Source organism: Stenotrophomonas sp. 10L48 (assembly GCF_056395105.1).
Map to the genome: position 1 here is coordinate 391,419 of NZ_JBFTIX010000004.1, position 14,325 is coordinate 405,743.

11 protein-coding genes are annotated in these 14,325 nt (G+C 67.8%); 3 read left to right on the plus strand and 8 right to left on the minus strand.

Annotation, left to right across the window (positions count from 1 at the left end; genetic code table 11):
- Positions 1–6 precede the first annotated feature (6 nt).
- From AC1DCU_RS09220 to AC1DCU_RS09235, 4 genes are all read right to left on the minus strand, one after another.
- On the minus strand, positions 7–729 hold the full coding sequence (locus AC1DCU_RS09220) for a pseudouridine synthase (protein WP_033830696.1): 723 nt from the start codon (positions 727–729) through the stop codon (positions 7–9).
- A 34-nt stretch (positions 730–763) separates the two neighbouring features.
- Positions 764–2,428 (minus strand): sensor domain-containing diguanylate cyclase, encoded by a 1,665-nt coding sequence (locus AC1DCU_RS09225; protein ID WP_478013607.1) that lies wholly within the window; start codon positions 2,426–2,428, stop codon positions 764–766.
- 723 nt (positions 2,429–3,151) lie between these two features.
- Positions 3,152–5,575 (minus strand): putative bifunctional diguanylate cyclase/phosphodiesterase, encoded by a 2,424-nt coding sequence (locus tag AC1DCU_RS09230; RefSeq protein WP_478013606.1) that lies wholly within the window; start codon positions 5,573–5,575, stop codon positions 3,152–3,154.
- Positions 5,576–5,763: 188 nt separating this feature from the next.
- Positions 5,764–7,692: a DEAD/DEAH box helicase gene (locus AC1DCU_RS09235; RefSeq protein ID WP_025877722.1), complete on the minus strand. Its 1,929-nt coding sequence runs from the start codon at positions 7,690–7,692 to the stop codon at positions 5,764–5,766.
- Positions 7,693–7,962: 270 nt separating this feature from the next.
- On the opposite strand from AC1DCU_RS09235, the gene AC1DCU_RS09240 reads away from it, so the two are divergent.
- A complete protein-coding gene (locus AC1DCU_RS09240) occupies positions 7,963–8,184 on the plus strand; it encodes an RNA-binding S4 domain-containing protein (protein ID WP_025877723.1) in 222 nt (73 codons plus the stop codon).
- A 15-nt stretch (positions 8,185–8,199) separates the two neighbouring features.
- Here AC1DCU_RS09240 and ubiM read toward each other — a convergent pair whose 3' ends face one another.
- From ubiM to AC1DCU_RS09260, 4 genes are all read right to left on the minus strand, one after another.
- Positions 8,200–9,378: a 5-demethoxyubiquinol-8 5-hydroxylase UbiM gene (gene ubiM, locus AC1DCU_RS09245; protein ID WP_033830692.1), complete on the minus strand. Its 1,179-nt coding sequence runs from the start codon at positions 9,376–9,378 to the stop codon at positions 8,200–8,202.
- Positions 9,379–9,458: 80 nt separating this feature from the next.
- The gene (locus AC1DCU_RS09250; RefSeq protein ID WP_088100440.1) at positions 9,459–9,848 is read right to left on the minus strand and encodes an MAPEG family protein; all 390 of its coding nucleotides are present in this window, start codon (positions 9,846–9,848) and stop codon (positions 9,459–9,461) included.
- Positions 9,849–9,860: 12 nt separating this feature from the next.
- On the minus strand, positions 9,861–10,406 hold the full coding sequence (locus AC1DCU_RS09255) for a DUF4019 domain-containing protein (protein WP_032975755.1): 546 nt from the start codon (positions 10,404–10,406) through the stop codon (positions 9,861–9,863).
- A gap of 58 nt (positions 10,407–10,464) precedes the next feature.
- The gene (locus tag AC1DCU_RS09260; RefSeq protein WP_032975753.1) at positions 10,465–11,628 is read right to left on the minus strand and encodes a COG3904 family protein; all 1,164 of its coding nucleotides are present in this window, start codon (positions 11,626–11,628) and stop codon (positions 10,465–10,467) included.
- Positions 11,629–12,089: 461 nt separating this feature from the next.
- Here AC1DCU_RS09260 and AC1DCU_RS09265 point away from each other — a divergent pair, with 461 nt between their 5' ends.
- Together AC1DCU_RS09265 and AC1DCU_RS09270 are read left to right on the plus strand one after the other, a co-directional pair.
- Positions 12,090–13,568 (plus strand): DNA-3-methyladenine glycosylase 2 family protein, encoded by a 1,479-nt coding sequence (locus tag AC1DCU_RS09265; protein ID WP_478013605.1) that lies wholly within the window; start codon positions 12,090–12,092, stop codon positions 13,566–13,568.
- Entirely contained in the window at positions 13,565–14,056 is a 492-nt protein-coding gene (locus AC1DCU_RS09270; RefSeq protein WP_025877732.1) for a methylated-DNA--[protein]-cysteine S-methyltransferase, read from the plus strand. The genes AC1DCU_RS09265 and AC1DCU_RS09270 overlap by 4 nt, the downstream gene beginning before the upstream one ends.
- The last annotated feature ends 269 nt before the right edge of the window (positions 14,057–14,325 follow it).

Genomic DNA, 14,325 nt, shown 5'->3' on the forward strand with positions numbered 1-14,325 from the left:
CGTTGCTTACCAGTCCTGCTGCTGCGGCAACAGGCCGTGAAGCTCCTGCTCGGTCAGGTTGCGCCACTGGCCCGGCTTCAGTGCACCGATCTTGATGTTGTCGATACGTACGCGGCGCAGCTGGGTCACGCGGTAGCCGAACTCGGCCGCCATCAGCCGGATCTGCCGGTTCAGGCCCTGCTGCAGGATGATGCGGAAACCGAACTTGGCGATCCGCGAGGTCTTGCACGGCAGCGTCATCTGGTCATGGATGCGCACGCCACGGGCCATCGCGCGCAGGAATTCGTCGGTGACCGGCTTGTTAACCGCCACCAGGTATTCCTTCTGGTGGCCATTCTCGGCACGCAGGATCTGGTTGACGATGTCGCCGTTGCTGGTCATCAGGATCAGGCCTTCGGACTCCTTGTCCAGGCGGCCGATCGGGAAGATGCGCTGTTCATGGCCGACGAAGTCGACGATGTTGCCCTTCACCGTGCTTTCGGTGGTGCAGGTCACGCCCACCGGCTTGTTCAGCACGATGTACACGTGGCGGCGGGCGCCCGGCTTGCGGGCAGTGCGCACGCGCAGCGGCTGGCCGTCGACCAGCACCTTGTCATCCTCGCCGACCACCGCGCCGGTGCCGGCGGCATGGCCATTGACGGTGACCCGGCGGGCGGCGATCAGGCGATCGGCCTCGCGTCGGGAGCAGAAGCCGGTGTCGGCGATGTATTTGTTGAGTCGGCTGGTCATCGCCCCATTATCCGGCATCACCGCCCTTCCCGCCTCATGCCGTGGTCAACGGATCTTCGGTTTCTCCATCGAACACCCGGTTGCGGCCACTGCGCTTGGCCACGTACATGGCGTGGTCGGCGCGCCGCAGCAGCGCGGCCAGGTCATCTTCGGCCGGCCGCCACTGTGCCATGCCGATGCTCGCGGTCACCTCCAGAGCGGGCACCTGCAGGTCCCGGCAGGTCTCGGTGATGCGCTGGCGCAGGCGTTCCAGGCGGGTGGCCGCAACCTCACGCGGCATGCCCGGCAACAGCAGCAGGAACTCCTCGCCCCCCATCCGCACCACCTGGTCCTCGCTGCGGACAGCGGCGCGAAGCGCGCGGGCCACGGCCACCAGCACCTGGTCGCCGATCTCGTGGCCATGGCGATCATTGATGTCCTTGAACAGATCGATATCGAGGAAGCCGATCACCAGCGGCCCCCTCTCACGCTCGCCGCCCTGCAGATGCTGGGCCAGCTGCTGCAGGCCGGCACGGCGGTTGGGCAGGCCGGTCAGCATGTCGGTCTCGGCGAGCTGGCGCATTTCATCGCGCTGCTGGCGCAGCCGGCCCAGGCGCAGGTTGAGTGCATAGGCCGCCATCATCAGCAGCCAGGTGACCGCCAGCTGCAGGGCCTCCACCCGGTATTCCATCAACCAATGCGCGCTGGCGGCGTCGGTCACGATCAGCACCAGCATCGGCGCCAGTGCGGCCAGTCCGGCCAGCGACCAGACATCGCCGCGCAACCGGGCCCAGATGCCCATCGCCAACGACAGCACGCAGCCGGCAATGAAGCTCCACTGCAGGACCTGTGTGACCACGACCAGTCCATCGCGCTGCAACCACGGCACCAGTGCCGCCAGCGTGAGCAGGGACCACAACACCAGCTGCTGGCCCGCGCGCGAACGTGGCAGCACGCGGTCACCGCCGTTCAGGCGCCACAGCGCCGGCAACACCAGTGCCTGGGTCGCTGCAGTCAGCGCCAGCAGCCACCAGTCACCGCGCCCGCCGACGCGCAGCCAGGGCTCGGGATAGCCGCTGAGGCCGCCAAGGATCGACTGCCACAGCACCAGCACCAGGGTGGCACCGATATACATCAGGAAGCTGCGGTCGCGGGTGGTCAGGTAGGCCATCAGCGCCGACAGCGCCAGCGCGATTGCCACGGCGATGCATGCGGCGCGCACCAGCAGCCGGGCAGTGTCGTTCTGCTGCACCGGGCTGGGCGCACCCAGCTGCAATGTGGGAACCCAGCGCGCCTTCAGCGGCGTCTGCCAGGAGACCAGGAAGGGTTCGTGGCTGCCGGCAGCGGGTACCGCCACCATGCCGATGCCCGCACGGAAGCGCGAATCGCGGGTGCGCGCATCCTGCATGTTGCCGCAGATCTCACGATCACCGTGCTGCAGCCGCACTTCGCCGGCAAAGATGTTGAAGACATCCAGCGCCTGCGGCTCGCCGGACCAGCCTTCTGGCGGGGCATTCACCCGTGTCTGCTGGCGCGGCCCGGCCAGCATCTCCGGCGTGCACGCGCGATGTGGCGTAGGTTCGGCTGTCGCGGTGCCGACCAGAAGGTAATCGCGGCCAGCGTCGACGCTGCGCGCATGGCCCAGCCACGGCAACGCCAACCACACCAGCAGCAGGACAAGCACCGCCCCTGTTTCCAAACGCACCTGCCTGCCGCCCACGCCACGTCCTGTTCCTGCTTACGTCCGCGCCCATTGCGCGTCGCCCCTGGCGGCATTATCGCAGCGGAATGCACCACCGATGTGTAGACCAAAGTGGCGGGGGTACTGGCCCGGGCTGCCTCCCGGCACCCGCTGTAGTGCCGGCCGCTGGCCGGCAACCTCAACAGCAACAGCAACTGCGGGCTACCGAGCTGGGCGGGGCGGTATGGGCAGGCAGGACACGCCGTAAACCCATCCATGGGGGCTCGATGGCGCCTTGCTCGTGTGCGCCGTCCTGCGCACACGGCAAGACCGGGGTTGGGCGTCCTGCCCAACCCGCCCGAGGGCATGCCTCGGGCCCATGGCGCCAACGGTCCTGCCTGCCCATACCGCCCCACCCCTGACAGTGTCCCGCCATCTGGTAGATCCACGCCGTGCGTGGATGGATGTTCATACCGTTTCGAAATCAATGAATGGATTGGATGTCATCCACGCATGGCGTGGATCTACGTGTCGACCAAGGTCGACACCCACCAACAGCAGCCGGAATCTGTCGAAGGCGGGGTGGGTCCGGTTGCGGGGGCGTGAGCGCCATGGATGGCGCGACCGAGCCTACAGGGACGTACTTGCGGCGTCCCCCGCAACCGGACCCACCCCGCCATCCCACGGAATGCAGCTGTTGCTGTTGCTGTTGCTGTTGCTGTTGAGGTTGAGGGTGCCGGGCGCCGCCCGGCCGCAGCACCTTCAGCCGACAGCCGAGGGCCCCTGCGTACCGGCCAACCGCATCGGTCGCAGGTCAGCCAGGGTCAGCCGTTCCAGCGGCTGCGGCCGTTCGATGGCATAACCCTGCAGCCCCTGCACGCCCATCCCGGCCAGCGCCTCGGCAATTTCGGTGGTCTCCACCCACTCGGCCACCACCTCCATCTGCAGTTCGCGGCCCAGCTCGCTGATCGCGCGCACGCTGGCACGGCTGACCGGATCGGTGTCCATGTCGCGCACGAACGCCCCATCGATCTTCAGCATGTCCGCCGACAGCTGCCGCAGATAACCGAACGAGGACAGGCCCGAGCCGAAATCGTCCAGCGCCACCCGGCAGCCGCGCGCCTTGACCGCGTCGATGAAGGCACGCGCCTGGCTCAGGTTACCGATGGCCGCGGTTTCGGTGATCTCGAAACAGAGCTTGGACGCCAGCGCGCGGTTGCGCTCCAGCAGGTCACAGACGAAGGCAAGGAATCCCGGCTCGGCGATCGACTGGGCCGATACATTGACGTTGCACAGGCCCAGCTGCCGTACGTGCGCCGGGCACACCTGCAGGTGGCGGAAAAGCAGGCCGAGCACGTGCCGGTCCAGCACCACCGCCATGCCGTAGCGCTCCACCGCAGGCATGAACTGGCCCGGCAGGTGCAGCACGCCGTCACTGTCACGCATGCGCACCAGCACCTCGTAGTGCAGGTAGGACGGATCACCCACTTTGGCGATGCGCTGCGCATACAACAGCATCCGGTTCTCGGCCATGGCGCGACTGACGCCCTGCAGGCGTTCGGCCTCCAGCCGTCGCTCCTCCAGCGCCAGCCGGTTCTCGTTGAAGCAATGCACGCGGTTGCGACCGGCCTGCTTGGCCGCATAGCACGCGCTGTCGGCCGCGCTCATCAACCAGTTCACGTCCGGCGCCTCGGCTGTCACTTCGACCACGCCGACACTGCAGCTCAACTGGGGACTGCCCTCGCTGACCGGGAACGTGGCCTGGCCCAGGTTGCGGATCAACCGCTGCAGCACACGCTTGGCTTCATCCTGGTTGGCGCGGGCAAGGAACACCGCGAACTCGTCCGCCCCCAGGCGGCCGACCCAGTCGCCATCGCGCACCGCGCCGACCAGGTACTCGGCGAAACTGCGCAGCATCTGGTCGCCGGCCGCGTGGCCGAAGCTGTCGTTGACCAGCTTGAAGTGGTCCAGGTTGATGTAGCCCAGGGCATGGGTTCCACCGTCGGAGCGGACCTGCAGCAGCGATTTTTCCAGCAGGCGCTCGATCTCGCGACGATTGATCAGCCCGGTCAGGGGGTCATGGCTGGCGTGGTGCTCTATCTCACGTGCCAGGGCATGGTTCTGGCTGACATCCTCGACGATGGCGAACACCGACAGGCGGCCGCTGGCAGTGCGCACGCCGGTACCACTCCAGCGCCCCCACACCAGGCTGCCATCGCGGCGCCGGAAGCGCAACTCGCCCGGTCGCAGCTGACGTTCCCAGTCGATGCGGCCACTTTCATCGATCACCACCTCGCCCTCCATCAGCAGCTCGGCCAGCGACATCTGCAGCAGCACGTCCCGACGATGGTCGAGAATGTCGGCCATCGCCTGGTTGGCCTCCACCACCCGGCCGCCGGCATCCAGCTTGAGCATGCCGACGTTGGCTTGGTAGAAGGCGGCCCGGAAGCGGCTCTCATGCTCGGTCAGGTCCTTGCCGACCCGGCGCGCCAGGGCCACCGCCATCAGGCTGATCAGCAGGACCGACAGGCCGCCCACGGCCAGGGTCGCGATGCGCACCGCGCGGGCCATGCGCAGCAGTGCCTGCGAGAACGCCTGCGCCTGCCCGCGCAGCTGGTGGTCGATGCCACGCAGCCGATGCAGGTAGTCATCCACGGTCGCCTCGTCCAGCGGCCCCGAGCCATGGCGCCGTTGCAGTTCCTCCGCCAGCGACTGCATGGCCAGCAGGTTTGCGTCGGTCTGCCGCCACAACCAGGTGGCTTCGCGGAAGGCTCCGACGTTGCGCGCATGGCGGAACGAGAAGATCAGCCGCGGAATGTCGGCGCGGGCATTGCCCCCACGCAGAAAACCGGCGCGGGCTGTCGCCTCGTCCGGTTCGGGTTGCTCCAGCGCCTTGCGGGCCTGCAGGTCACCCAACGGAACCTGCAGTGCCGTCTGGGCATCCTGCAGATCCTGCAGATGGCCACGCGCCAGGTAACGGCTGAGCGCTGCGGTGGCGTCCTGCTGCCCCCGCGACCAGTAGCCCTGCCCTGCGATCCATGCGGTCGATGCCGCCTGCAGCTCCTGGATCACAGCCGACAGCGCGACCAGTCCGATCGCCATGCCCGTCAACAGCGCAAATCGCAGTCCCAGCCCGCGGGTCATCGGTACCCGTCGGCGCTGCTGGTCCATGCCACTTCTACCCATCCTGGATCCCCCGAATGTGCTGCGGTGACAATCTCCTACGGAACCGCGCCAGCCTAGAACCGGTGATGTGTGGGCCATGCGAAACCGGACCCGGCCGGTGATCGGCAGCGGAGGCCGGGCCGCCCTGGCGCCATGCAAACAACAACGCCAGCCCGGAGGCTGGCGTTGTTCGTCTACTTCAGCGCGGCTTAGAAGCTGCGCGGGCCACGTGGCTTGTTGAAGCCATCACGACGCGGCGGACGGCTGTCGCGGTCGCCGCCGGGGCCACCCGGACCGCTGCGACGCGGAGCTCCCGGGCCACCCGGACCGCCCGGACCACGCTTGTCGAAGCGCGGCTTGAACGGACGCGGCGCCGGATTGACCTCTTCACCGGCGGCCAACGGGCGCATCTGCAGCTGCTGGCCGGACACCCAGACCTTCTGCAGGTGGGTCAGCACGTCCGACGGCATCTGTGCCGGCAGATCCAGCAGCGAGAAGTCGTCGTGGATGTCGATACGACCGATGAAGCGGCTTTCCAGGCCGGCTTCATTGGCGATGGCGCCGACGATGTTGGCCGGCTTCACGCCATGCTGGTGGCCGACCGAAATGCGGTAGGTCTCCATGCCCTGCTCCGGTGCACCGCGCGGCGGCACGTCACGGCGCGGGCGCTGCTCGAAGCCACCCTCGGCATCGTCACGACGCGGGCCACGCTCGAAGCGCGGGCCGCGCTCGTTGCGGTCGCCACGTTCCGGGCGCTCAGTGCGCTCGAAACGCTCGCGCGGCGCACGCTCTTCGCGCGGTGCACGCACCGGCGGCTGCAGCAGGAACGGGGTATCGCCCTGCATCATCTTCGCCAGTGCGGCGGCCACTTCGATGGCCGGCACGTTCTGTTCGGACTCGAAACGCTCCAGCAGCTGGCGGTAGAAGTCCAGGCCGCCCTGGCCCAGCGTCTCGGTGATGCGCGAGGTGAACTTGTTGATGCGGTTGTCGTTGACCGCTTCCACGCTCGGCAGCTGCATTTCTTCGATCGGCTGGCGGGTCGCACGCTCGATCTGGCGCAGCATGCCCTTTTCGCGCGGGGTGGCGAACAGGATTGCTTCACCGCTGCGGCCGGCACGGCCGGTACGGCCGATGCGGTGCACGTAGCTTTCGGTGTCGTACGGGATGTCGTAGTTCAGCACGTGGCTGATGCGTTCCACGTCCAGGCCACGAGCAGCCACGTCGGTGGCGACCAGGATGTCCAGCTTGCCTTCCTTCAGCATGGCGATGGTGCGCTCACGCTGGGCCTGCTGCATGTCACCGTTGATGGCGGCAGCGGCCAGGCCACGGGCCTGCAGCTTGCTGGCCAGCTCTTCGGTGCCGGCCTTGGTGCGCGCGAAGACGATCATCGCGTCGAACGGCTCGACTTCGAGGATGCGGGTCAGCGCGTCCAGCTTGTGCATGCCGCTCACCCACCAGTAGCGCTGGCGGATGTTGGCCGAGGTGGTGGTCTTGGTCGCGATGGTGACTTCGACCGGGTCCTTCAGGTAGGTCTGCGCGATACGACGGATGGCCGGCGGCATGGTGGCCGAGAACAGCGCCACCTGGCGCTTCTCCGGCAGCTTCTTCAGCACCGCTTCGACGTCGTCGATGAAACCCATGCGCAGCATTTCATCGGCTTCGTCCAGCACCAGCGTCTTCAGCTCGGACAGGTCCAGCGTGCTGCGGTTCAGATGGTCGATGACGCGGCCGGGGGTACCGACCACGATGTGCACGCCGCGGCGCAGGGCCGTCAGCTGCTGGCCGTACGGCTGGCCGCCGTACACCGGCAGCACGCGGAAACCGGGGATCTTGGAGGAATAGGACTGGAACGCCTCGGCAACCTGGATGGCCAGCTCGCGGGTCGGGGCCAGCACCAGGGCCTGCGGCTTGATCTGCTGCAGGTCGATGTTGGACAGCACCGGCAGCGCGAAGGCCGCGGTCTTGCCGGTACCGGTCTGGGCCTGGCCCAGCACGTCGCGGCCTTCCAGCATCGCCGGGATGGTGGCAGCCTGGATCGGCGACGGCGTTTCGTAGCCGATGGCAGTGACAGCCTGCATGACAGAATCGGACAGGCCGAGCTGCGCGAACTGCAGCTGCGCTTGGGTTTCTTGGGACATGGGGAACTCCGAAGGCACTGCCACGAGCATGGCAGGCGAAAAAAAAGGGGGATTCCGCGCTTTGGGCGCCCTTCTTATCGCGTGCCCTGGCGCTGCTCGGTTGGAGCTGAGGTTTTACTCGCTCAGAGCGGAATGATACCGCACTGTGCCTGAACAAGGTGTACAGGAAGCCAACGGCATGCCGTTACGGCCCGCCGTGGCGCACAATAGGCGCCCATTTTACCGCCGCGGGCCCCTGTCCTGCAGCGCCTGCCCCAGGAAACCCGTTCCATGCAGATCCTCGAATTCGACCTCGACGGCGATTACGTCGAACTCAAGCAGTTGCTGAAGCTGGCCGACCTGGTCACCAGCGGCGGCGAAGCCAAGATGGTCATCAGCGAAGGCCTGGTGCTGGTCGATGGCGAGGTCGAGCTGCGCAAGGCCTGCAAGATCCGCGCAGGCCAGGTGGTCGAGTTCAACGACAGCCAGATCCGCGTCCTGGCCGCCGCGTAAGTCACCGCGTGGCCGTCAGGCCACGCGCTGTGTCAGGTGGGCGGCAATCAACTGCCGGAACGGTGCCACCCCCTGCGCTACCCGCAACCCGGCCGCCCGCAACAGGCGCGCCGGACGACGGTCGTCGGTATACAGGCTGGCAATCGCATTGGTCGCTTCATACAGCGGCCGCGCCGCCAGCCGATGCCCCCGCTGGTAGCGGCCCAGCATGCCGGCCGCGGCGATGTCCGCTCCACGTCGCTGCTGCTCGGCGATGCCCTGCGCCAGCCGCTGCGCGCTGGCCAGGCCCAGGTTGAAACCATGTGCGGTGACCGGGTGCATGCCCACTGCGGCATCACCGATCAGTGCCGAACGTTCGCCGACAAAGCGGTGCGCATATACCCCGACCAGGGGATAGGCCTGTGGCGTGGCCACCGGCTGCATGCGTCCCAGGCGGTGTTCGAAGAAGCCGCTGATGGCCTCCCCGAACGCGATCTCATCCATCGCCAGCAGCGCTTCGATCTGCCGGGGCGGCAGGGTGATCACCGCCGATGCCTGGCCTTCGTTGAGCGGCAGCAGCGCCATCGTGCGGCCATAGCCGAACCACTCCCACGCCGTGTGGTGGTGATCGCGCTCGACCTGCATCCTGCAGACCAGCATCGATTTGCCGAAGTCACGCATCTGCGCACCGATGCCGAGCATGCGGCGGGTGCCGGAGAAGCGACTGTCGGCACATACCAGCAGCCGCGCATGCAGCTCGCTGCCATCGTCCAGGCGCACCACGTGGCCCTGGCTGTCGGCGCGTACCGCCTGCACCTTGCGGCCATCAAACAATTCCAGCCCGTCCTGGCCCTGCACCGCCTGCCAGGCCGCGCGGCGGATCAGATGGTTGGGCACCAGCCAGCCCAGCGGCTGGCCATCGACCTGGCTGCTGGCGAAGGTCAGCGCGAAGGGCGAACCTCCGTTCAGCACCCGCGCGTCGCGCAGTTCGGCAACCTCGGCTTCGGGCAGGCGCTGCCACAGGCCAAGCTGTTCCAGGCTTTGCCGCGAGGCATGGGTCAGGGCGATTTCGCGGCCGTCGAAGGCCGCCTCGGCCAGGGCCTGGCGCGGCTGTGCCTCGACCAGCCCCACCTGCAGGCCAGTGCTGGCCAGCGCGCGCGCAAAGCACAGCCCGGCCGGTCCGGCGCCGACCACCACCACGTCCATCCTGCGCATGCGCGCCTCCTGCCGTTGATCCAGTCGCGGCCAGCATAGCGCTGCGTGCCTGACCGGCCTTGATCTGGATCAGCTGCGCGTCACAGCAGCGCGAACACCATCGCCAGGATCGCCACGATCGACACCAGCCAGACCAGGCTGCGCACATAGGGCACGCCGGCTGCGTACAGCGGCAGGTAGACAACACGTGCCCAGAAGTAGACCTGCGCCGCCAGCGCGGTGGTGTCGCTGCCACGCCCGGCCAGCATCACCGCAATCGCAGCGGCGGCGAAGAACGGGAAGGTCTCGAAGAAGTTGGATTGCGCCCGCTGCAGTCGTCCAGCCAGTGGACTCAGCGGCTTGGACGAGTCGTCTCGTGCAGAAGCGTTCCATTTCATCCCGCGCTCGCGGGTGACCACGGTGGAGGCGGCAAAGATGTAGACGAAACCCAGCAGCATCGCCCACGCCAGCATCGTCAGTTCGGTGGCCATCGTCGATCTCCGTCAGGGGCTGGATGCGCGCAGGCTGTAGCCGGCCAAGCGCCAGGTCTGGTCTTCGTCGAAGCGGAACGACACCAGCTCGCGTACCGGCTGCGCGCTGTTGGCGAAGCGGGTCGGGAAGCTGACGTTGATGTACAGGCCTTCGGGCACCGCAGCACCTGCAGCGTATTTCACGCGGGTGATGGTCGGCTGGCCACGCCCGGCCAGCGCGCCAAGACGCGTGCGGTCTGCCGCAAGCTGGCTGACGAAGGCCGCCTTGGGCACTGCGCGGCGGGCAACCGCCGAGGCGCCGTCCCACAGCTCACCGGCCCGATTGGCGTCGACCAGTTGCGCGGCCTTCAATGCGGCACTGCCCATTTCCGCGTCCTGTTTCTGCACCTGCGCCTGCTGGGCCGGGCTCAACGCCGGCGCGGCAGCAGTGGCCGGCTTCGCGGCCGTCGGTGCGCTCGGCGCGGGGCGAGCCGGGGCCGGTGCGGGCGTGGCCGGCGCCGGCGTTTGCGCCAGTGCAGCCAGGGGCAACAGGGACAGCAGCAGGAGCACGCGCTTCATGGACACCGCCGGTTCGATGGAAAGAACCGCAGTCTACGCCAGCGCAGTGAGTGGACCGTCAGCGCGCCTGGACGCTGCCTTCCACCGCGCCCGCCTCGGCCTGCGCCGCCGGTGCCGCCGATGCCGCGGGCAGCTGCTCGGCCACCGGCGGCTGCTCCGGCGGTGCCGGTGGCAGCGTAGCCACGTCGATCTCCGACAGCGGGCTTTCCTCCGGGCACACCGGGTCGGGGAAGCCGAAGCGCTGCTTCAGCGACTGGCCACAGCTGTTGATCGATTCCATGTCGGCACCGTCGCGCTTGCACTGCTGGTCGAACGCCACCAGGAACGCATCCTTGCGCTGCACGAAGTCGTCGCCGCAGGTACGCATCTGCTTGATCCGCTCCAGGTCGTCCTGCACGGCGTTGGTCCCGTCCAGGCCGTACTGGCGAAGCTCTTCGGCAGTCAGCAGGCGCAGGCTGCGGTTGGGCACGGTCATCATCAGGTCGGCCACACCCACCGCCACACCATTGCGCTGCAGATAATCCTTCACGTTGTCATAGACCTCGTGCAGTTCGCGGTTGAGCTCTGCGCGCGAAGTGGCCTTGGAACTGATGCGCATCATGCGGTGGATGCCGACCTTGCCGGTCAACAGGCGGTTGTCGCCGGCAGCCAGCACGAACACGCAGGCGCTGTGGCAGATCGAGCCCTCGCGCACCCAGATGGTCCAGCCGGATTCGCCGATGCTGTCGCCGGCAACGATGGCCGATTCCACCTGGCCACCGCTGGAATCCAGATCCAGGATGCGCTTGTGGATCTGCAGCTCGTCGGCGACCACGGCCAGCCGCCACATCATCTCGGCAAACCCGGGGTTGATCTTGCCGTTGTAGCGCACGCGCAGCAGGCCACGCTCGGCGCACGGCGCCAGCGCCTGCTTCAACTGTTCGCGCTGCAGGCCTTCCAGTTCAATGCCATCGCCGCCGTCGCCAGCGTAATCGGTGGTGCAGCTGACCCAGGCCTTGCCGTTTTCCAGCTGCGCCTGCGGCCAGGGCCGATCAGCCCGGCTGCGCGCCTGTGCCGGCGGGGGCGGCGCATCGGCGGCATTGATCGACACCATGTTTTCGCCATCGCTGGCCGGGGCCCGCGTGGCCTTGTCGGCAGCGGTGACGTTGCCGGGGTTCTCCAACTGGCTGCAGCCCGCCAGGGCCAGGAATAACAGGGGCAACCAGCGGAGTTTGGCGGACATCGGGCAACCGGATTCAGACAGGCAAGAACCACAGTCTACCCGTCCATGGCGCGCATTCAGCGCCCGCCACTGAACCTGTTCTGACCCTCACGTACCGTCATTTCCCATTCCAGTGTCTTCCCCCTTCCCATCCACGCATGGCGTGGATCTACATGTCGACCAAGGTCGACACCCACCAAGAGCAGGCCATGCCATCTCGACAGTTCGCGGAAATCTGTCGAAGGCGGGGTGGATCCGGTTGCAGGGGTGTCCGCGGCATGGATGCCGCGGCCAAGCTTACAGGGACGTACTTGCAGCGTCCCCTGCAACCGGACCCACCCCGCCATCCCACGGCTAGCCCGCTGTTGCCGTTGCCGTTGCCGTTGCCTTTGCGGGTGCCGGGCGCAGCCCGGCCAGGCCCCTCCAGCATCCATGTCCGAATATGGCGAGTACTACCGCCCGCAGGCGCCTAGACTGGCGCCATGGATACCGCACTCGCCCTCGACACTGCCGCCTGCGATCGCGCTCGCCTGGCCCGTGATGCACGCTTCGACGGCGTATTCTTCACCGCCGTGCGCAGCACCGGCATCTACTGCCGGCCGGTGTGCCCGGCGCCACCACCGAAGCCGCGCAACATCACCTATTTCCCCACGGCTGCGGCCGCTGCGTCCGCCGGCTATCGCCCCTGCCTGCGCTGCCGCCCCGAGCTGGCCCCGCTGGCACAACAGGCGCTGGCCGGACAGGCCGTGCAGCGGGCCCTGGCGCTGATCCATGCCGGCTTCCTGCAGGACCAGCCGGTGGCCGAGCTGGCAGGAAAGATCGGCCTCAGCGCACGCCAGCTGCAACGCCTGTTCGTCGAACGGCTGGGCGCAACGCCAGGGCAGATCCACGCAACCCATCGCCTGCTGCTGGCCAAGCAGCTGCTGACCGAAACCACGCTGCCGGTGACCGACGTGGCACTGGCCGCTGGTTACAACAGCCTGCGCCGCTTCAATACGGCATTCCTGCAGGGCTGCGGCATGGCGCCCACCGTACTTCGCCGCCAACACCATCCCCTGGCCGCCGACGATGGCGGGCTGGTGCTGCGCCTGGGCTATCGACCGCCGCTGGATTTCCCCCGCATGCTGGCCTTCCTGCGCAAGCGCAGCCTGCCCGGCATCGAACTGATCGGTGAAGACAGTTACCAGCGCGTGTTGAGCACAGCCGAGCGCCCCGCCCTGCTGCGCGTCACCGCCGACCCGAAGCGGCCCGAGCTGCGCCTGCAACTGGGCGCGGTCGACCCACGCCTGATTCCGGACATCGTGCGCCGCGTGCGCCGTGTGTTCGACCTGGACGCCGACCTGCAGCAGGTGCACGCAGCGCTGGGCGATGAACCGCTGTTGGCGCGCGGCATCGCCGAGCGCCCCGGCCTGCGCGTGCCAGGCGGATGGGACGGCTTCGAGGTGGGCGTGCGCGCGGTACTGGGCCAGCAGGTCAGCGTGGCCGCGGCCACCACGTTCGCGCGCCGGCTGGTCGATGCCTACGGTGCGCACCTGCCCGGCATGCCGTCCGAATTCGACCGTCAGTTTCCAGCGCCGGACGTACTGGCCGACGCGCCGCTGGAATCGATCGGCCTGCCACGCAGCCGCGCCGCCACCGTGCGCGCCCTCGCCGCAGCCTGCGCCAGCGGCCAGCTGGACTTCGGGCCGGGGCAGGCACTGGAGGAATTCGTCGCCCGCTGCGTGGCCCTGCCCGGCATCGGCCCGTGGACGGCGCAGTACATTGCCCTGCGCGGGCTCGGCCAGCCTGATGCCTTCCCCGCCGGTGACCTGGTGCTGCAGCAGGTGCTGGGCCACGCGCAGGGCCAGCGCCTCAGCGAACGCGCCACCGAGGCCCGTTCGCAATCATGGCGACCATGGCGCGCCTATGCCGTGCTGCATCTGTGGCACCTGTCCGGCACTTTCGTTGGAGAACCCTCATGAACCTCTTGTTCGATCGCTTCGATACACCGATCGGTGAACTGACCATCGCCGGGGATGAGAATGGCCTGGCCCACGTTCTGTTCCCGGAAAACCGCCATCCTGCGCGCGGCCGCGAGCACTGGCATTACGCGCCTGGCGCATTGCCGGAGGCGCGCGAACAGTTGCTGCAGTACCTGCACGGTGAGCGCAGCGGTTTCGACCTGGCGCTGGCACCGCATGGCACGCCGTTCCAGCTGCGCGTCTGGCATGCGCTGGCGTTGATTCCCTTCGGCCAGACCTGGAGCTACCTGCAGCTGGCGCAGCAGCTGGGTCAGCCGACGGCGACCCGTGCGGTCGGCGCGGCCAATGGCCGCAATCCGTTGCCGATCGTGCTGCCGTGCCATCGCGTGATCGGCAGCAACGGTACGTTGACCGGTTTCGGTGGCGGCCTGGAAACCAAAGCGGCGTTGTTGCGGCTGGAGCAGCGACAGGCACCGCTGTTTGCATGAGGGTTGGAGGCAGGGCTGCGCCCTGCACCCGCTACAAGCCAGAGCAACATCAACGTCAACGTCAACATCAACGTCCAAAGCGGTCTATCCGAGGGTGGTCGGGGCGGTGTCGGGTTGCGGGGACGCCGCAAGTACGTCCTTGTAGCAACTGTGTTGCTGGAGGAGCGCCAGCCCTTCCGGTAAACGGGCACGGTAGTGCCGGCCGCTGGCCGGCAGCCTCAGGAGCAACGCCCTCTGGTGCGCTCAGGCGGGGATCGATCCGCCTTGAG

Excerpts from the sequence above, each read along its gene's own strand:
- AC1DCU_RS09220 (WP_033830696.1), bottom strand. The coding sequence starts at position 729 with ATGACCAGCCGACTCAACAAATACATCGCCGACACCGGCTTCTGCTCC.
- AC1DCU_RS09230 (WP_478013606.1), bottom strand. The coding sequence starts at position 5,575 with ATGGGTAGAAGTGGCATGGACCAGCAGCGCCGACGGGTACCGATGACC.
- AC1DCU_RS09260 (WP_032975753.1), bottom strand. The coding sequence starts at position 11,628 with ATGTCCGCCAAACTCCGCTGGTTGCCCCTGTTATTCCTGGCCCTGGCG.
- AC1DCU_RS09250 (WP_088100440.1), bottom strand. The coding sequence starts at position 9,848 with ATGGCCACCGAACTGACGATGCTGGCGTGGGCGATGCTGCTGGGTTTC.
- AC1DCU_RS09235 (WP_025877722.1), bottom strand. The coding sequence starts at position 7,692 with ATGTCCCAAGAAACCCAAGCGCAGCTGCAGTTCGCGCAGCTCGGCCTG.
- AC1DCU_RS09240 (WP_025877723.1), top strand. The coding sequence starts at position 7,963 with ATGCAGATCCTCGAATTCGACCTCGACGGCGATTACGTCGAACTCAAG.
- AC1DCU_RS09270 (WP_025877732.1), top strand. The coding sequence starts at position 13,565 with ATGAACCTCTTGTTCGATCGCTTCGATACACCGATCGGTGAACTGACC.
- AC1DCU_RS09255 (WP_032975755.1), bottom strand. The coding sequence starts at position 10,406 with ATGAAGCGCGTGCTCCTGCTGCTGTCCCTGTTGCCCCTGGCTGCACTG.
- AC1DCU_RS09265 (WP_478013605.1), top strand. The coding sequence starts at position 12,090 with ATGGATACCGCACTCGCCCTCGACACTGCCGCCTGCGATCGCGCTCGC.
- ubiM (WP_033830692.1), bottom strand. The coding sequence starts at position 9,378 with ATGCGCAGGATGGACGTGGTGGTGGTCGGCGCCGGACCGGCCGGGCTG.